The sequence below is a fragment of the Microbacterium sp. HMH0099 genome (assembly GCF_049384025.1).
Taxonomy (GTDB): Bacteria; Actinomycetota; Actinomycetes; order Actinomycetales; family Microbacteriaceae; genus Microbacterium.
In genome coordinates this window covers 171,311-190,029 of sequence record NZ_JBMRJR010000003.1, presented here as the reverse complement: position 1 = coordinate 190,029, position 18,719 = coordinate 171,311, and the positions used below count along the sequence as shown (strand labels likewise).

15 protein-coding genes are annotated in these 18,719 nt (G+C 71.8%); all 15 read left to right on the top strand.

The window, feature by feature from the left end; translation table 11 throughout:
• The first annotated feature begins 14 nt into the window (after nt 1-14).
• The 15 genes from ACO03V_RS08080 to gmk all read left to right on the top strand — a co-directional run bounded on the left by ACO03V_RS08080 (nt 15) and on the right by gmk (nt 18,676).
• On the top strand, nt 15-1,823 hold the full coding sequence (locus ACO03V_RS08080) for a bifunctional sugar phosphate isomerase/epimerase/4-hydroxyphenylpyruvate dioxygenase family protein (RefSeq protein WP_423137233.1): 1,809 nt from the start codon (nt 15-17) through the stop codon (nt 1,821-1,823).
• Nucleotides 1,824-1,836: 13 nt separating this feature from the next.
• Nucleotides 1,837-2,295, top strand: a complete 459-nt coding sequence (locus tag ACO03V_RS08075) for a type II 3-dehydroquinate dehydratase (RefSeq protein WP_367726822.1) — start codon at nt 1,837-1,839, stop codon at nt 2,293-2,295.
• A 120-nt stretch (nt 2,296-2,415) separates the two neighbouring features.
• Nucleotides 2,416-2,976 (top strand): elongation factor P, encoded by a 561-nt coding sequence (gene efp / locus ACO03V_RS08070; protein ID WP_367726821.1) that lies wholly within the window; start codon nt 2,416-2,418, stop codon nt 2,974-2,976.
• A gap of 2 nt (nt 2,977-2,978) precedes the next feature.
• Entirely contained in the window at nt 2,979-3,389 is a 411-nt protein-coding gene (nusB, locus tag ACO03V_RS08065; protein WP_423137232.1) for a transcription antitermination factor NusB, read from the top strand.
• Between the two features lie 37 nt (nt 3,390-3,426).
• Entirely contained in the window at nt 3,427-6,495 is a 3,069-nt protein-coding gene (locus tag ACO03V_RS08060) for a DEAD/DEAH box helicase (RefSeq protein WP_423137231.1), read from the top strand.
• A gap of 110 nt (nt 6,496-6,605) precedes the next feature.
• Nucleotides 6,606-8,162 (top strand): Rieske 2Fe-2S domain-containing protein, encoded by a 1,557-nt coding sequence (locus tag ACO03V_RS08055; RefSeq protein WP_387053851.1) that lies wholly within the window; start codon nt 6,606-6,608, stop codon nt 8,160-8,162.
• A 168-nt stretch (nt 8,163-8,330) separates the two neighbouring features.
• Nucleotides 8,331-8,960, top strand: a complete 630-nt coding sequence (locus ACO03V_RS08050) for a DUF1345 domain-containing protein (RefSeq protein ID WP_423137230.1) — start codon at nt 8,331-8,333, stop codon at nt 8,958-8,960.
• Nucleotides 8,961-9,169: 209 nt separating this feature from the next.
• Nucleotides 9,170-9,703, top strand: a complete 534-nt coding sequence (pyrR, locus tag ACO03V_RS08045; protein ID WP_387053856.1) for a bifunctional pyr operon transcriptional regulator/uracil phosphoribosyltransferase PyrR — start codon at nt 9,170-9,172, stop codon at nt 9,701-9,703.
• 5 nt (nt 9,704-9,708) lie between these two features.
• Nucleotides 9,709-10,677 (top strand): aspartate carbamoyltransferase catalytic subunit, encoded by a 969-nt coding sequence (locus tag ACO03V_RS08040; RefSeq protein ID WP_367727600.1) that lies wholly within the window; start codon nt 9,709-9,711, stop codon nt 10,675-10,677.
• Nucleotides 10,674-11,996: a dihydroorotase gene (locus tag ACO03V_RS08035; protein WP_423137229.1), complete on the top strand. Its 1,323-nt coding sequence runs from the start codon at nt 10,674-10,676 to the stop codon at nt 11,994-11,996. The genes ACO03V_RS08040 and ACO03V_RS08035 overlap by 4 nt, the downstream gene beginning before the upstream one ends.
• Nucleotides 11,993-12,493, top strand: coding sequence for a hypothetical protein (locus ACO03V_RS08030; RefSeq protein WP_367726813.1), 501 nt, complete (start codon nt 11,993-11,995; stop codon nt 12,491-12,493). Before ACO03V_RS08035 ends, ACO03V_RS08030 begins: the two co-directional genes overlap by 4 nt.
• Nucleotides 12,490-13,647, top strand: a complete 1,158-nt coding sequence (gene carA / locus ACO03V_RS08025) for a glutamine-hydrolyzing carbamoyl-phosphate synthase small subunit (protein WP_423137228.1) — start codon at nt 12,490-12,492, stop codon at nt 13,645-13,647. The genes ACO03V_RS08030 and carA overlap by 4 nt, the downstream gene beginning before the upstream one ends.
• A complete protein-coding gene (gene carB, locus ACO03V_RS08020) occupies nt 13,640-16,927 on the top strand; it encodes a carbamoyl-phosphate synthase large subunit (RefSeq protein ID WP_423137227.1) in 3,288 nt (1,095 codons plus the stop codon). The genes carA and carB overlap by 8 nt, the downstream gene beginning before the upstream one ends.
• Nucleotides 16,924-17,784, top strand: a complete 861-nt coding sequence (pyrF, locus tag ACO03V_RS08015) for an orotidine-5'-phosphate decarboxylase (RefSeq protein ID WP_423137226.1) — start codon at nt 16,924-16,926, stop codon at nt 17,782-17,784. The genes carB and pyrF overlap by 4 nt, the downstream gene beginning before the upstream one ends.
• A complete protein-coding gene (gmk, locus tag ACO03V_RS08010) occupies nt 17,777-18,676 on the top strand; it encodes a guanylate kinase (protein WP_367726809.1) in 900 nt (299 codons plus the stop codon). Before pyrF ends, gmk begins: the two co-directional genes overlap by 8 nt.
• Nucleotides 18,677-18,719 lie beyond the last annotated feature (43 nt).

Here is an 18,719-nt window from a genome sequence, read left to right as displayed (position 1 = left end):
TACATTCGGCCGCCATGAGGACCTCGATGGCGACCGTCTGCATCAGCGGCACCCTGGCCGACAAGCTCCGCGCCTGCGCGGACGCCAGCTTCGACGGCGTGGAGGTCTTCGAGCCGGACCTTCTCGCCGCCTCCGAGAGCCCAGAGGAGATCGCGGCGCTGGCCGCCCGCCTCGGCCTCACGCTCGACCTGTACCAGCCGATGCGCGACGTCGAGGGTGTCGACGAGGAGGCCTTCGCGGCGGTGCTGCGCCGGGCCGAGGCCAAGTTCCGCCTGATGGGACGTCTCGGCATCGACACCGTCCTCTGCTGCAGCAACGTCGCCACCGCGACGGTCGACGACGACGAGGTCTCCGCGGACCAGCTCCGCCGGCTGGGCGACCTCGCTCAGCGGTTCGGCATCCGCATCGCCTTCGAGGCTCTGGCCTGGGGACGGTTCATCGACGACTACCGCCGCGCCTGGCGGGTCGTGCAGCAGGCCGACCACCCCGCGGTGGGCGTGTGCCTGGACTCGTTCCACATCCTGTCGCGCGGACACGACCCGGCCGCCATCGCGGACATCCCGGGCGGGAGGATCTTCTTCGTCCAGCTCGCCGACGCCCCGCGCCTCAGCATGGACGTGCTGTCGTGGAGCCGGCACCACCGCCTGTTCCCGGGGGAGGGCGACTTCGACCTCGCGACGTTCACCGGGCTGATCGCCGGCACCGGGTACGACGGCCCGTGGTCGCTCGAGGTCTTCAACGACACCTTCCGGCAGACCGATCCCGGCCGCACCGCGCTGCACGCCCGGCGGTCCCTCCGCTGGCTCGAGGACGCGGTGGCGCGGACGGCTCCGGATGCCACGGCCTCGCGGCACGACTTCGCGATGCTGCCCGACTCCGCCGCTCCGTCCGGCATCGACTTCGTCGAGGTCAAAGCCGAGGACACCTCGGCGATCGAGGAGCTGCTGGCCCAGCTCGGCTTCACGTCCCGCGGGCGCCACCGCACGAAGCCCGTCACCCTGTGGGTCGCGGGCGCGGCCCGCGTCGTGCTCAACGAACAGCACGCCCGCGGCTGGCCGCCCCGTCTCGCCGCGGTCGGGTTCGAGGTCGACGACGCCGAGGCCGTGGACCTCCGCATGCGGGGGCTGCGCGTGCCCCGCGCGTACCGCCGCACCTACGCGTCGGAGGAGCGGCTCGACGGCGCCGTCGCGCCGGACGGCACCGAGGTGTACTGGGCGCAGGCGGCGGACGAGGGCGATCCGGCCTGGGTCCGGGAGTTCGAGCACGGGGAGAAGCAGCGACCCGCGCCGATCTCGCGTGTCGACCACGTGAGCCTCACCCAGCCGTGGCACGCGATCGACGAGGCGATCCTCTTCTACACGGCGGGGTTCGCGCTCGGCCTCGACAGCAGCACCGACGTCCCCGGCCCGCAGGGTCTCGTCGCGAGCCGCGTCCTCACCTCGCCGGGCGGGGGCGTGCGCATCCCGCTGAACGTGGGCCCGCCGGTCCTCGCCGACGCCGCGATGCCGCAGCACGTGGCGTTCGCGTGCACCGACGTGCGGCGGCTCGCCCGGTCCTCCCGCGACCGCGGGTTCCGGCCCCTGCAGATGCCGGACAACTACTACGACGACATCGCGGCCCGCTTCGACCTGGCGCCCGCCGCGGTCGAGGAGCTGCGCGACCTGCACCTCGGGTACGACCGCGACGACACGGGGGAGTACCTGCACTTCTACACGCGCACGATCGGCGAGGTGTTCTTCGAGTTCGTCGAACGCGTCGACGCGTACGCCGGCTACGGCGCGGGCACGGCCCCGGTGCGCCTCACCGCGCAGGGACGGCGCTGATAGCGTGCCTGACGTGACCCGCCCCCGCCGCCTCCTGCTCGTCCATGGGCCGAACCTCAACCTGCTCGGCACCCGCCAGCCCGAGATCTACGGGCGGGACACCCTCGCCGACGTCGAGCGGGTGACCACGGAGGCCGCCGCCCGGCACGGCTTCGAGGTCCGTGCGATCCAGAGCAACCACGAGGGCGTGCTGATCGACGCGATCCACGAGGGGCGCCTCGACTGCGCCGGCGTCGTGATCAACGCCGGCGGGCTGACGCACACCTCCGTCTCGTTGCGGGACGCCCTGGCATCCGTCGCCCTGCCTGTCGCGGAGGTGCACATCTCCGACATCCGCGCGCGCGAGAGCTTCCGGCACTTCTCGTACATCGAGGACGTCGCCGTCGTGCACGTCATCGGCGAGGGAGTGCCCGGCTACACGCGGGCGGTCGACCTCCTCGTCGACGTCATCACCGGACAGGCGGACGGCTGACCCGCGCCGGCGCGTCCTGGTGCGCATATGGCGCACGTGGAGGCAGGGGCGAGGCCATCGCGTAGACTCGGACGTCGGGCTCTCGCCCACCACGACTCACGAAACGGAACATCGACTCTCATGGCATCCACCGCAGACATCAAGAACGGCGTCGTCCTGAACATCGACGGTCAGCTCTGGAACGTCGTGGAGTTCCAGCACGTCAAGCCCGGCAAGGGCGGCGCGTTCGTCCGCACGAAGCTCAAGAACGTCATGTCCGGCAAGGTCGTCGACCGCACGTTCAACGCCGGCGCCAAGGTCGACATCGAGAACGTCGACCGCCGCGACTTCACCTACCTCTACAACGACGGCGACGGCTTCGTCTTCATGGACGTCGCGGACTACGACCAGATCACCGTGGGCGCGGCCACCGTCGGCGACGCGGCGAACTTCCTGCTCGAGAACCAGCAGGTGCAGATCGCCCTCAACAACGGCAACCCGCTCTACGTCGAGATGCCGCCGTCCGTCGTCCTCGAGATCACGTACACCGAGCCGGGCCTGCAGGGCGACCGCTCGTCGGCCGGCACCAAGCCCGCGACCGTCGAGACCGGGTACGAGATCCAGGTCCCCCTGTTCGTCGACGCCGGCACCAAGGTCAAGGTCGACACCCGCACGGGTGACTACCTCGGCCGCATCAGCTGACGTTGAGCGCCCGTACCAAGGCGCGCAAGCGCGCCCTCGACATCCTCTTCCAGGCTGACGTGCGCGGCGAGGAGCTGGCGATCATGCTCGCCACCGAGGCCAAGCGCGCGGCGTCCGAGCCGGCGCGCGAGGCCTCGTGGCTCTACGCCCGCGACATCGTGGACGGCGTGCTCGACAACCGCGACGCGATCGACGAGCAGATCACGACGTTCGCCAAGGACTGGTCGCTCCAGCGCATGCCCGCCGTCGACCGGGCGCTGCTGCGCATCGGCACGTGGGAGATCCTCTACAACGACGACGTGCCCACCGCCGTCGCCATCGACGAGGCCGTGGAGCTGGCCAAGGAGTTCTCGACCGACGACTCCGGCTCGTTCGTGCACGGCGTGCTGGCCCGGATCGCCCGCTCGTCCTGAGCCCCGGCATGTCGGAGGCCCCCGGCAGGATGATCGCGTGAGCTCCTGGCGCGATCTGCTGCCGGGCGCCGAGCCGCCGACGTACGAGCCGCTCGCGCTCGGCGTCGAGCTGCGCCAGCGCGAGGCGTACGACCCGCGGCGCTGGGAGGCGCGCGCGGTCGAGCCCGTCACGCCGCGCATGCTTGCCCAGCGGCAGGACGACCTGCAGCTGGCCGTGCGTCCGCTTGTGCGCGGGGCGCGCGACACCTGGATCCGCGGCGACGCGACGTGGGACGCGGTCCGCCGGTCGCGCGACCGCTTCGCACCCGAGGTCGTCCGGTGGTTCGCCGAGCTGCACGCGCTCGCCCAGGCGCTGAAGTCGACGGGACCGTTCTCGGCCGTGTCCGACGCCCTCGTGCTCGATTCCGTCGCCTCGCCGCACCTCTGGGCGCACCTGCGCGACGGTCGGGAGCGCGGCATCCCCCTCGTCGCCCTCCACCCGCAGCAGACGGTGCGCCTTGCGACCGAGGGCGTCGCGCGCGTCGCCGTGGACGCACGGCGCGGCGGGGGCCTGCGGGTCTCCGTCGATCTCGAGATCGACGGTGGGGGAGTGGATGCCGCCCGCGCCCGGCCCCTCGGCGGGAGCGGAGTCTACGTGTTCGAGGTCGACCGCGACCCGATCCACGTCGTGCTCGCGCCGGTCGCCCTGCCCGATCCGTTGCCGGCGCTGCTCATGACGGGGCCGCTCGACGTCCCGGCGGCCGAGACGGAGGAGTTCCTCGACGAGCTCTACCCCCGGCTCGCGCGGCGTGTGCCGGTCAGCGTCGGAGCGGGGGTGCCGGCGCCGCCGCCGCCCCGGCCGGTGCTGCAGGTCGACGTGGCGTATCTCGACGACGACGCCCTGACATACGTGCTGAGCTGGCGCTACCCCGGCCCGCGGTCCGTGGCGTTCGAGCCGGCCGGGACCGCAGGCGCGGATTCCGGCGGGCCGTCCGCGGGCGCGGATTCCGCCGGGCCGTCCGCGCACGCGGATTCTGCCCGACCGTCGGCCGGCGCCGATTCCGCCCGGCCGTCCGCCGGCGCCGATCCCGACCGCTGGATCGACGCGGAGGACGAGATCGCCGCCCGCGTCGGCGCGGTGTGGGCCGCCGCGGCCGACCTGCCGCTGCGCGCCCGCGAGACCCTCCGCGACGCCGACGCCGCCGCGTTCGCCACCCGCGTGCTCCCCGCGATCGACGTGCTCGCGGACGTCCGCGTGTCCGTCACGGGGACGGAGCCGTCGTTCCGGGAGCTGCGCGGTGACCCGTCCCTCCGCATCACGGCCGTCCCCTCCGTCGACCGCGACTGGTTCGACCTCGGCATCGTCGTCGTCATCGACGGGCGGACGATCCCCTTCGGGACGCTCTTCACGGCGCTCTCGCGCGGGCGGACCCGCATCAAGCTGTCCGACGGCGCGTGGTTCTCGCTCTCGCATCCGTCCCTGCAGCGCCTGCGCGACCTTCTCGAAGAGGCCGCCGAGCTCGACGAGTGGGAGACGGGCCCGCGCCTGCCGCGCACGCACGTGTCGCTGTGGGCGGACTTCGAGGACCTCGCGGACGAGAGCGAGGCCGCGCTCGAGTGGCGGGAGCTCGCCCGCGCACTGCGCGACGTCGCCGAGGTCCCGCCGGTCGCGACGCCGGAGGGGTTCCGCGCGGAGCTGCGCCCGTACCAGCGGGACGGGCTCGCATGGCTCGCCCTGCTGCACCGGCACCGACTGGGCGGCATCCTGGCGGACGACATGGGCCTGGGCAAGACCGTGCAGCTGCTCGCGCTGATCGCGCACGTGCAGGCGCAGGGGGAGCGGCGGCCGTGGCTCGTGGTGGCGCCGACGTCGGTGCTGCCGACCTGGCGTGACGAGGCGGCGCGGTTCGCTCCGTCGCTGCGCGTCGTGGTCGTCGAGTCCACCGCCGTCCGCCGCGACCGGAGCATCGCCGCCCTCGCCGCCGACGCCGACATCGTCGTCGCCTCGTACGGGGTCGTGCGCACGGACGACGTCGAGTTCCGCCAGCCGCACTGGGCGGGGGTCGTGCTCGACGAGGCGCAGTTCGTGAAGAACCCCGCGACGCGCGCCCACCGCGCCGTCGCCGCCTTGCACGCCGACGCGGTCTTCGCCGTGACGGGCACCCCGATCGAGAACGGCCTCGACGACCTGTGGGCGCTGCTGGCCCTCACTGCGCCCGGCCTGTTCCCCTCCGCCCGTCGGTTCCGCGAGGAGTACGTCCGCGCCATCGAGCAGGTGCCCGACGATGCGCCGACGCCGCTGTCCGCGGCGGCGTCCGCCGCGCACCGCGAGACGAGCCTGGCCCGGCTGCGCCGGAGGGTGCGGCCGTTCCTGCTGCGGCGGACGAAGGAGGTCGTGGCATCCGATCTCCCGCCCAAGCAGGAGCAGGAGATCGCCGTCGTGCTCGCGCCCGCGCACCGCGAGCTGTACGAGCGGGTGCTGCAGCGGGAGCGGCAAAAGGTGCTCGGACTGCTCGACGACCTGGACCGCCAGCGGTTCATCGTGTTCCGCTCGCTCACCCTGCTGCGCATGCTCGCGCTGGCCCCGGCCCTCGTCGACGAGCGCGACGCCGCGCTCGGCTCGGCGAAGCTCGACGTGCTCCTCGACCGCCTCGTCGAGGTCGCCGCCGAGGGCCACCGCGCGCTGGTGTTCAGCCAGTTCACGTCCTTTCTCGACCTGGCGGCGGAACGATTGGATGCCGCCGGCCTCGCCTTCGCCCACCTCGACGGCAGCACGGCCCGACGCGGCGAGGTCGTCGAGGGGTTCCGCGGGGGAGCGGCGCCGGTGTTCCTCATCAGCCTCAAGGCGGGCGGCTTCGGTCTGACCCTCACGGAGGCGGAGTACGTGTTCGTCCTCGACCCGTGGTGGAACCCCGCCGCGGAGGCGCAGGCGGTCGACCGCGCCCACCGGATCGGGCAGACGCGGAGCGTGTTCGTCTACCGCCTCATCGCCGCGGGGACGATCGAGGAGAAGGTGCTCGCGCTGCAACGCCGCAAGGCCGCGCTGTCGCGGGCGGTGATGGACGACGGCGAGGCGTTCGCCGCGGCGCTCGACGCCGACGACATCCGCGGCCTGCTCGGTCCCTGACTGCTGCGCCGGGGCGTGGCATCCCGAGCCCGACCCGGGGGCGCGCTCACCGCCCGTTCAGGCGAGCGCCGCGTAGACTTCTGAGGTTACGACCTCGACTCGGGAGCAACATGAAGATCACCGGCCTCGGCCACGCGGGAATGTTCATCGAGACCGCCGGCGGCAGCATCCTCTGCGACCCCGTCATCGGGCCGAGCTTCTTCGGCTCGTGGTTCCCGTTCCCCGACAACCGCGCGCTGGACTGGGAGCGTTTCGGCAAGGCCGACTTCCTGTACATCTCGCACCGGCACCGCGATCACTTCGATCCCGCCTCGCTCGAGCGCTACGTCCCGAAGGACGTCAAGGTGCTGCTGCCCGAGTACCCCACCGACGACCTCGAGCAGGACCTCGTCGCCCTCGGCTACACCAACCTCGTGCGCACCGAGGCGGGCGTGCCGCTGCAGTTCGGCGACCTGAAGCTCATGATCACGCCGTTGCGCGCGCCCTCCGACGGCCCCATCGGCGACTCGTCGCTCTCGGTCGACGATGGCACGGCATCCATCCTCAACCAGAACGACTCGCACCCCCTCGACCTCGAGAAGCTCTTCGACTTCGGCAAGCCCGACGCGTACTTCACTCAGGTCTCCGGCGCGATCTGGTGGCCCATGGTCTACGACCTGCCGCAGGACGCCAAGCAGAACTTCGCCAAGCTCAAGCGCGACGCCCAGAACAAGCGGGCGATGTACTACATCGAGAAGGTGGATGCCGAGCACGTCTTCCCCATGGCGGGCCCGCCGATGTTCCTCCGCGAGGAGCTGTTCCGCTACAACGGCACCGGCCTCGAGAACGACTCGATCTTCACGGACCAGCGCGAGTTCCTCGCGCACATGAAGGAGCAGCGGCCGGACCAGAAGGGCTACCTGTTCCTGCCCGGCACCGAGGTCGAGGTGCAGGGCTCCGACGTCACCGTCACGCAGACGCTGTACACCGACGCCGAGATCGAGCGCGTCTTCGGCGACAAGTGGAACTACCTCGCCGAGCAGCGGGACAGCCGCCAGGACGAGATCCGCGCCGAGGTGGCATCCCGGGCCGAGATCATCCCGCCGGCCGAGATGCTCGCCGCGCTGAAGGAGTGGTGGGAGCCGCTGCTGCGCCGCGCCCGCACGATCCGCAACGGCGTCGGCGGCATGGTGCGCTTCCGCATCGGCGAGCTCGACATGGTCGTGGACTTCCCCAAGGCGAAGCTGCGCGAGTACGCCGGCGAGGAGTGCATCTACTGGTACACGATCCCGGCGGACCTCGTGTCGACGAACATCCGCGATCACGAGATCGACTGGTCCAACTCGATCTTCCTGTCGATGCAGTTCGAGGTCGGACGCTCGGGCAAGTTCAACGAGTTCCTCACGACGTTCCTCAAGTGCCTGTCGCGCGACCGCATCGAGTACGTCGAGAACTGGTACGCCGAGCAGTCGGACCAGACCGAGGACGCCGAGATCGACGGCTGGACCGTCCAGCGCCGCTGCCCGCACCTGCGCGCGGACCTGACCAAGACCGGCAAGATCGAGGACGGCGTCCTGACCTGCTCCCTGCACGACTGGAAGTGGGACCTCGCGACGGGCCGCTGCCTGACGACGACGGGCCACCCGATCCGTTCGACGCGGGCACCCGCGGAGGTCGCGGCCGGCTGAGGCCCGGCGGAGGAGATGTCGGGAGGGGAGGGCGGATGCCGTGGCATCCATCCTCCCTCCTCGTTTCTCCTCCTTTCGCCGCTGTGAGCAGCGACGTGGCTGTCAAGCCCGTGGGTCGCCGACGCCGGCCGATGCGACCGTGCCCCCTCGCGACGGAGGGGAACCACCATGACGCACATCGCACGCAAGGCCGGCGTCGGGGCGGTGGTGGGGATCCTCATCGGACTGATCCCGCTGTTCTTCGGGGCGCCCGAGCTGGCGCTGCTCATCGGATGGGCCGTCGCCGCGACCGTGTTCCTGACGTGGGCGTGGCTGCGGGCCTGGCCGGCCGATCCCGAGAAGACCCAGGAACTGGCGATGCACGAGGACGAGTCGCGCCGTCTCGTCGACGCGCTCATCATCGCCGCCACGTTCATCGGCATGGTGGGCGTCGTGCTCGCGCTCATCCGCAGCCAGCAGCACGACCTCGTCGGGGCGCTGTCGGCGTTGCTCGCCGTCGTGGGCGTGGTCGCGGCCTGGGCGGTCGTCAACACGATCTTCGCGTTCAAGTACGCGCGGATGTACTACATCGACGACCGGCATCGGTTCGCCTTCAACCAGGAGGAGGACCCCTCGTACAGCGACTTCGCGTACGCCGCGTTCAACATCGGCATGTCGTACAGCTCGAGCAGCATCACGCAGTCGTCCACGCCGTCGCGGAAGATCGCGTTCGGGCATGCGCTTCTGGCGTACTTCTACGGAACGTTCGCGGTGGCGGTGGCGATCAACCTCATCACCAGCCTCACGCAGTCGAGCTGAGCCCCGGCGGAGGGGATGTCGGGAGGGGAGGAGGGATGCCGTGGCATCCATCCTCCGTTCGCCGCATCTCCTCCCTTCACGGCGGTGAGCAGCGGCGGCGACGAGCCGCGGCGGCGGTGAGCAGCGGCGGCGACGCCGCACCCGCTAAGCTGGAGCAGAACCACGGCAACCTTTAACCCCGTCCCGTGAGGCGGAGAAGGGAGCAGCGGATGAGTACGCGCACCGTCATGCACGATGCCGACATCGCCCGCGCTTTGACGCGCATCTCGCACGAGATCCTGGAGTCCAACAAGGGACCGGAAGGACTCGTCCTCCTCGGCATCCCGACCCGTGGTGTCACCCTCGCCGATCGCATCGCCCTGTTGCTGGCGGAGTTCGGCGGAGCACCCGTCCCCGTCGGCGCGCTCGACGTGACGATGTACCGCGACGACCTGCACCGCAATCCCACCCGGGCCCCTCGCCGCACCGAGATCCCCGCCGGCGGCATCGACGGCAAGGTCGTCGTCCTCGTGGACGACGTGCTCTTCTCGGGCCGCAGCATCCGCGCCGCGCTCGACGCGCTGCAGGACATCGGTCGCCCCGCGGCCGTCCGCCTGGCCACCCTCATCGACCGCGGCCACCGCGAGCTGCCGATCCGCCCGGACTTCGTCGGCAAGAACCTGCCGAGCGCGCGCGACGAGCGCGTCAACGTCCGCCTGGCCGAGGTGGACGGCGCCGAGTCCGTCACGATCGAGGGGCGGTGACCGCCATGCGCCACCTCCTCGACACCCAGCACCTCTCCCGCGCGGCCGCCCTCGAGATCCTTGACGTCGCCGAGGACATGGCCGACACCCAGCGCCGCGAGGTCAAGAAGCTCCCGACGCTGCGGGGCAAGACCGTGGTCAATCTCTTCTTCGAGGACTCGACCCGCACGCGCATCTCGTTCGAGGCCGCCGCGAAGCGCCTGAGCGCCGATGTCATCAACTTCTCGGCGAAGGGTTCCAGCGTCAGCAAGGGGGAGTCGCTGCAGGACACCGCGCAGACCCTCCAGGCCATGGGGGCCGACGCGGTCGTCATCCGCCACGGCGCGTCCGGCGCCCCGCGCACCCTCGCCACCAGCGGGTGGATCACCGCGGGCGTCGTCAACGCCGGCGACGGCACCCACGAGCACCCCACGCAGGCCCTGCTCGACGCGTTCACCATCCGCAAGCGCACGTTCGGCGACGACAGCCGCGGCCGCGACCTCGACGGCATCCGCGTCACCATCGTCGGGGACGTGCTGCATTCGCGCGTCGCCCGGTCCAACGTGTGGCTGCTGCACACCCTCGGCGCCCAGGTCACCCTGGTGGCCCCGCCGACCCTCGTCCCGCAGGACGTCAGCGGCTGGCCCGTCGAGATCGACTACGACCTCGACCACGCGATCGCCGCCGGACCCGACGCGCTCATGATGCTCCGCATCCAGCTCGAGCGCATGTCCGCCGCGTATTTCCCGACTGAACGGGAGTATTCGCGCCGCTACGGCCTCGACGCGCGGCGACTGGACGCCCTCGCGGACGGTAGCATCGTTCTGCACCCCGGTCCGATGAACCGGGGTCTGGAGATCTCCGCCGAAGCCGCCGATTCCCCGCGCTCGACGGTGCTCGAGCAGGTCGCGAACGGTGTCTCCGTGCGGATGGCCGTGCTCTACCTGCTGCTGGCGGGCGAGCGACCCGAGACCGAGAGAGAGGACGCTCGATGAGCCACGCCACCCCCCAGACGATCCTGGTCCGCGGGGCGCGCATCGAGGGCCGGGATGCCACCGACCTCCTCGTCCGCGACGGCGTCGTCGCCGAGACCGGTGCGGGTCTGTCGCAGGCCGGTGCCACCGTGATCGACGCGGACGGTCTCGTCGCCCTGCCCGGGCTGGTCGACCTGCACGTGCACCTGCGCGAGCCGGGATACGAGGCGTCCGAGACCGTCCTCACCGGATCCCGGGCGGCGGCGGCGGGCGGCTTCACCACCGTCTTCGCGATGCCGAACACGTCGCCGGTCGCGGACACCGCGGGCGTCGTCGAGCAGGAGCTCGCCCTGGGCGAGGCCGCCGGCTACGTCCACGTGCAACCCATCGGCGCCGTGACCGTCGGGCAGAAGGGCGGGCGCCTCGCCGAGCTCGGCGCGATGGCCGAGTCGCGGGCGCGCGTGCGCGTCTTCAGCGACGACGGCTTCTGCGTCTTCGACCCGCTCATCATGCGCCGCGCCCTGGAGTACGTGAAGGCGTTCGACGGCGTCGTCGCCCAGCACGCCCAGGACCCCCGCCTCACCGAGGGCGCGCAGATGAACGAGGGCGCCGTCTCGGCGGAGCTCGGCCTGACCGGCTGGCCGGCCGTCGCCGAGGAGTCGATCATCGCCCGCGACGTGCTGCTCGCCGAGCACGTCGGGTCCCGCCTGCACGTGTGCCACCTGAGCACCGCCGGATCGGTCGACATCATCCGCTGGGCCAAGAAGCGCGGCGTGAACGTCACCGCCGAGGTGACGCCGCACCACCTGCTCCTGACCGACGAGCTCGTCCGCGACTACGACGCGCGGTTCAAGGTCAACCCGCCGCTGCGCCGCGAGGAGGACGTCCTCGCCGTGCGGGAGGGTCTGGCCGACGGCACGATCGACATCGTCGCCACCGACCACGCCCCGCACCCCGCCGAAGCGAAGGCCTGCGAGTGGGCCGCCGCCGCCAACGGCATGGTGGGCCTCGAGAGCGCCCTCCGCGTCGTGCAGCAGGCGATGGTCGACACGGGTCTGCTGACGTGGGCCGACGTCGCCCGCGTCATGTCGGCCGCGCCGGCGCGCATCGGCCGTCTCGACGGTCACGGCACCCCGGTCGCCGTGGGGCAGCCGGCAAGCTTCACGCTGTACGACCCGCGCCCGTCCCGCCCCTTCGCGCTGGAGGACCTCCGCGGCCGCAGCAAGAACTCGCCGTACCTCGGCCGGGAGCTGCCCGGAGAGGTCCGCTGGACCGTGCGCCGCGGCATCCCGACCGTCGCCGACGGTGCGGTGCTCGACGCGCCGGGGGCGCTCGCGTGACCCGCGAAGGCGCCCTGCTCGTCATCGTCGGCGTCGCCGCGCTCGTGCTCGCGCTGCTCGCGTGGGCCTGGGTGCGACGAACCCGGCGCGACGCGCGGTACTCCGCACCGGTGGGGGAGCTCCCCGCCGACGCGGTCGAGTCCGCGACGTTCGCGAGCCTCTACGTCGCGACCACCCGGCACGGCGAGCCCCTCGAACGCCTGGCGATCAAGGGCCTCGGCTTCCGCTCCCGCGCCGACGTCGTGATCAGCTCCGCGGGCGTCGCCCTCGACCTGCCCGGACAGCCGCGCATCGCGCTCACCCGCGACCGCCTCGTCGACGCCGCTCAGGCCACGGTCGCCATCGACCGCGTGGTCGAGCGCGACGGCCTGACGCGCGTGACCTGGCGCATCGACGACGACACACTCGTCGACACCTACCTCCGACCCCAGGACGCCTCGGCGCGAGCCCTCGCCGACGCCATCCGTCCCCTCACCTCCACAGGAAGCGACTCATGACCGCCCTGATCACCACCGAGCCCGCCGTCCTCGTGCTCGAAGACGGCACCCGCTACCCCGGCCGCGCCTACGGCAAGCGCGGCGAGACCCTCGGCGAGGTCGTCTTCGCCACCGGCATGACCGGCTACCAGGAGACGATCACCGACCCCTCCTATGCGGGCCAGATCGTCCTGCAGACCGCGCCCCACATCGGCAACACCGGCGTGAACGAGGAAGACCCCGAGTCCCGCCGGATCTGGGTCGCCGGCTACGTCGTGCGCGACCCCTCGCGCGTCGTGTCGAACTGGCGCGCCACCCGCTCCCTCGACGACGCGCTCGTCGAGGACGGCATCGTCGGCATCTCCGGCATCGACACGCGCGCCGTGACCCGTCGCATCCGCTCCTCGGGCAGCATGCGCGGCGGCGTCTTCTCCGGCGAGGCGGCGGACCTGGATGCCGACGAGCAGCTGCGCCGCGTGCGCGAGGCGCCCGGCATGGCGGGGCGCAACCTGAGCGCCGAGGTGTCCGTCACCGAGGTCGAGGTCACCCCCGCCACGGCCGAGCGGATCGGCAACCTCGCCGTGCTCGACCTCGGCGTCAAGCAGTCGACGATCGACAACCTCGCCGCGCGCGGGTTCGACGTCCACGTCTTCCCGCAGTCCGCGACGATCGAGGAGATCCGCGCGATCGAGCCGGTCGCCGCGTTCTACTCCAACGGCCCCGGCGACCCCGCCGCGTCCGACCAGCACGTCGAGCTGCTGCGCGCGGTCCTCGGCGACGGCCTGCCGTTCTTCGGCATCTGCTTCGGCAACCAGCTGCTGGGCCGCGCGCTCGGCTTCGGCACCTACAAGCTGCCCTTCGGTCACCGCGGTATCAACCAGCCCGTCCTCGACAAGACGACCGGTCGCGTCGAGATCACGTCGCAGAACCACGGCTTCGCCGTCGACGCCCCGCTGGACCAGGTCGTCGACAGCCCGCACGGCTTCGGCCGCGTCGAGGTCAGCCACATCGGCCTGAACGACAACGTGGTGGAGGGTCTCCGCGCCCTCGACATCCCGGCGTTCAGCGTGCAGTACCACCCCGAGGCCGCCGCCGGCCCGCACGACGCCAACTACCTGTTCGACCGCTTCCGCGACATGGTGATCGCGAACCTGGAGACCAACAAGAATGCCTAAGCGCGACGACATCCACTCCGTCCTCGTCATCGGCTCCGGCCCGATCGTCATCGGTCAGGCGTGCGAGTTCGACTACTCCGGCACCCAGGCCTGCCGCGTGCTGCGCGAGGAGGGCGTCCGCGTCATCCTCGTCAACTCCAACCCGGCGACGATCATGACCGACCCCGACTTCGCCGACGCGACGTACATCGAGCCGATCACCCCCGAGGTCATCGAGACGATCATCGCCAAGGAGAAGCCGGACGCGGTGCTCCCCACGCTCGGCGGCCAGACGGCCCTGAACGCGGCCATCCAGCTGCACAAGCGCGGCATCCTCGAGAAGTACGACGTCGAGCTCATCGGCGCCGACTTCGACGCGATCAACCGCGGCGAGGACCGTCAGATCTTCAAGGAGCTCGTCATCGAGGCGGGCGCCGACGTCGCGGCATCCGTCATCTGCCACTCGATGGACGAGCTGCTGGCCGGTGCCGAGAAGCTGGGCTACCCGCTGGTCGTGCGCCCGTCGTTCACGATGGGCGGCCTCGGCTCGGGCTTCGCGTACGACGAGGCGGACCTCCGTCGCATCGGCGGCGCGGGCCTGCACGACTCGCCCACCAACGAGGTGCTGCTCGAGGAGTCGATCCTCGGGTGGAAGGAGTACGAGCTCGAGCTCATGCGCGACACCGCCGACAACACGGTCGTCGTCTGCTCGATCGAGAACGTCGACCCGGTCGGCGTCCACACGGGCGACTCCATCACGGTCGCCCCGGCGCTCACGCTCACCGACCGCGAGTACCAGAAGATGCGCAACATCGGCATCGATATCATCCGTGCCGTCGGCGTGGACACCGGCGGCTGCAACATCCAGTTCGCCGTCGACCCCGCGACCGGCCGCATCATCGTCATCGAGATGAACCCCCGTGTGTCGCGCTCCTCGGCGCTGGCGTCAAAGGCGACGGGCTTCCCGATCGCCAAGATCGCGGCCAAGCTCGCGATCGGCTACCGCCTCGACGAGATCCCGAACGACATCACCAAGGTCACCCCGGCGAGCTTCGAGCCCACGCTCGACTACGTCGTGGTCAAGGTGCCGCGCTTCAACTTCGAGAAGTTCCCGGCCGCGGACACCACCCTGACCACCACCATGAAGTCGGTGGGCGAGGCCATGGCGATCGGCCGCAACTACACGACGGCGCTGCAGAAGGCGCTGCGCTCCCTCGAGAAGCGCGGCTCGAGCTTCCACTGGGGCGACGAGAGCCGCTCGGTCGAGGAGCTGCTCGAGATCGCGAAGACCCCGACCGACGGCCGCATCGTCGTCCTGCAGCAGGCGCTCCGCCTCGGCGCGACCCCCGAGCAGGCCTTCGACGCGACGGCGATGGACCCGTGGTTCATCGACCAGATCGTCCTGATCAACGAGGTCGCCGAGGCGATCCGTCAGGCGGGCGACCTGGATGCCGCGACCCTGCGCCTCGCCAAGGAGCACGGCTTCAGCGACGTCCAGATCGCGCAGCTGCGCGGTCTCGACGAGGCCGAGGTGCGCGAGACCCGCTACGCGCTGGACGTGCGTCCGGTCTACAAGACCGTCGACACGTGCGCAGGGGAGTTCCCCGCGCTCACGCCGTACCACTACTCCAGCTACGACGCCGAGACCGAGGTCACGCCGTCCGAGCGGACGAAGGTCGTCATCATCGGGTCGGGCCCCAACCGCATCGGGCAGGGCGTCGAGTTCGACTACTCGTGCGTGCACGCCTCCTTCGCGCTGGCCGAGGCCGGGTACGAGACCGTCATGGTCAACTGCAACCCCGAGACCGTGTCCACGGACTACGACACCTCCGACCGCCTGTACTTCGAGCCGTTGACGCTCGAGGACGTGCTGGAGGTGCTGCACGCCGAGGCGCAGTCCGGCGAGATCCTCGGCGTCGTCTGCCAGCTCGGCGGGCAGACGCCGCTGGGCCTGGCCAAGGGCATCGAGGCCGCCGGCTACACGATCCTCGGCACGAGCCCCGCCGCCATCGACCTCGCCGAGGAGCGCGAGCTGTTCTCGCGTCTGCTCGACGACGCCGGTCTCGTCGCCCCGCGCAACGGCACCGCGATCGACGTCGAGGGCGCGGTCGAGGTTGCCGAGGAGATCGGCTACCCCGTGCTCGTCCGCCCCAGCTTCGTGCTCGGCGGTCGCGGCATGGAGATCGTGTACTCGACCGAGGCGCTGCGCGACTACTTCGTCCGCGTCGCCGACCAGGCCATCATCGGCCCGGGCCTCCCGCTGCTCGTGGACCGGTTCCTCGACGACGCGGTGGAGCTCGACGTCGACGCGCTCTACGACGGCACCGACCTCTACATCGGCGGCGTCATGGAGCACCTCGAGGAGGCCGGCATCCACTCCGGTGACTCGTCCTGCACGCTCCCGCCGGTCTCGCTCGGCCGCACCGAGATCGACCGCGTCCGCGAGGCGACTCTCGCCATCGCGGAGGGCGTCGGCGTCCGCGGCCTGCTGAACGTGCAGTTCGCGATCTCCGCCGGCGTGCTCTACGTCATCGAGGCGAACCCCCGCGCCAGCCGCACGGTCCCGTTCGTGTCGAAGGCGCTCGGCATCCCCCTCGCCAAGGCCGCCAGCCGCATCATGGCCGGCAGCACCGTGGCGGAGCTCGTCGCCGAGGGCCTGCTGCCCGAGAACGACGGCTCGCGCGTGCCGCTGGACGCCCCCGTGGCCGTCAAGGAGGCCGTGCTGCCGTTCAAGCGGTTCCGCACCGCGGACGGGCACACCGTCGACTCGGTCCTCGGTCCCGAGATGCGCTCCACGGGCGAGGTCATGGGCATCGACCGCGACTTCCCGACCGCGTTCGCCAAGAGCCAGGACGCCGCGTACGGCGGCATGCCGACCTCGGGCACGGTCTTCATCTCGGTCGCGGACGCCGACAAGCGCGCCGTCATCCTGCCGGCCCACCGCCTGCAGGAGCTCGGCTTCGACCTCGTCGCGACCGAGGGCACCGCGGAGATCCTCGCGCGGAACGGCATCCGCGTGCGTGTGGTGGAGAAGTACTCGGAGACGCAGGAGAACGGTCAGCAGAACATCGTCGACCTCATCAACGCGGGGGAGATCGACATGATCGTCAACACCCCCAGCGGCGGCACCGCCCGCGCCGACGGCTACGAGATCCGCGCGGCGGCCGTGGCCGCCGACAAGGCGCTGTTCACGACGATGGCGGTGCTCGGCGCCGCGGTGAGCGCCCTCGGCGCTGTCAAGGACGGGTTCGACGTGCGGAGCCTGCAGGAGTACGCCGTCGACCGCGCCGGTCGTCTGTGAGCGAGACGTTCGGCCAGCGCCTCCGCGCCGCCCTCGACACGCACGGCGCGCTCTGCGTCGGCATCGACCCCCACGCCGCACTGCTGTCGGCGTGGGGGCTGGATGCCACGGCCGACGGCGCGCGCGAGCTCGGTCTGCGGGTGGTCGAGGCCGCCGCGGGCCGCGTGGGCGTGGTCAAGCCGCAGGTCGCGTTCTACGAGCGGTACGGGTCGCGGGGCTTCGCCGCCCTGGAGGACGTGATGGCCGCGGCCCGCGCCGCCGGGCTGCTCGTGATCGCGGACGCCAAGCGCGGCGACATCGGCACCACGATGGAGGGCTACGCCGCCGCCTGGCTGGAGCCCGGGTCGCCGCTGGAGGCCGACGCGGTGACGCTGACGCCGTACCTCGGCCCCGACTCCCTCCGCGCCACGCTCGCGCTGGCGCTGCGCGCCCGAAAGGGCGCCTTCGTCCTGGCCGCGACGAGCAACCCGGAGGCCCGTGCGCTGCAGAGCGCGCGCGTCGACGACGCCCTGGCCATCGGCGACGACGAGCACGTGGCCGCGCGGGTGGCGCGCGACGTGAACGAGGCCAACATCGGCCTGCCCGGCGCGCTCGGGTCGATCGGCGTCGTCGTCGGCGCCACGGTCGACCGTGCCGACTTCGGCCTCGGCGATATGACGCTGGCGGGCATGCCCATCCTCGCGCCGGGGTTCGGGGCGCAGGGCGCCGAGCCCGCCGACCTGTCCCGGCTGTTCGGCTACGTCGCGGGGGCGGTCGTGGCCAACGAGAGCCGCAGCATCCTCGCCGTCGGTCCGGACCGCCTGGCCGACCGCATCACCGCCCGCGCCGCCTTGTACCGAGAGAACACGCATGGCTGAAGAACGTCGTCCGCCCGAGGTCGATCGCGCCGCCGCGTCGCGCCGCGCCGTCGCCGCGCGCCGCGAGCGCGCCGCGCTCAAGCGCGACGTGTCCACGCGCGTGATCTCCCCGCAGGAGCTGCTCCGTCGCGCCCTGGCGGACCCCGCGTCCCCGGCCGGCGCGATGCGCGTGACGGAGTTCCTCACCGCGATCCCCGCGATCGGCGAGGGCAAGCGCGACCGCATCCTGGCCTCCCTGGGGATCTCCCCGGTCAAGCGCCTCGGTGGCCTGGGCACGCGACAGCGCGACGCCCTGCGCGACTTCCTCGACACCCGGTGGCCGGAGCCGCGCCCCCGCGCGGGCCGCAGTCGCCTCGTCGTGCTGGCGGGACCGACGGCCGTCGGCAAGGGGACGGTCGCCGCGCACATCAAGGAGCACCACCCCGAGATCCACCTGTCGGTGTCGGCGACCACGCGCGCGCCCCGCCCGGGCGAGGTCGAGGGGGAGCACTACTACTTCGTCGACGACGCCGAGTTCGACCGCCTGATCGCGACCGGCGCGCTCCTCGAGTACGCCACGGTGCACAACCACCACCGCTACGGCACGCCCCGCGGCCCGATCGAGAAGGTGCTCGCCGAGGGCGGCACCGCGCTGCTCGAGATCGACCTGCAGGGCGCCCGTCAGGTCCGGGCGGCGGATCCCCGCGCGACGCTGGTGTTCCTGCTGCCGCCGAGCTGGGACGAGCTCGTCCAGCGGCTGGTGGGGCGCGGCACCGAGGACGCGGAGGAGCGCGCCCGCCGTCTGCGCACCGCACGGGTGGAGCTGGCCGCGCAGAACGAGTTCGACTACCGCGTCGTGAACGAGGACGTGGCGTCGGCGGCCGCCGAGGTCGTCGCCCTCGCGGCCCGCTGATCCCGCCCAGGTTTCGTCACATTACGCCCGGTTCGATCGGGCG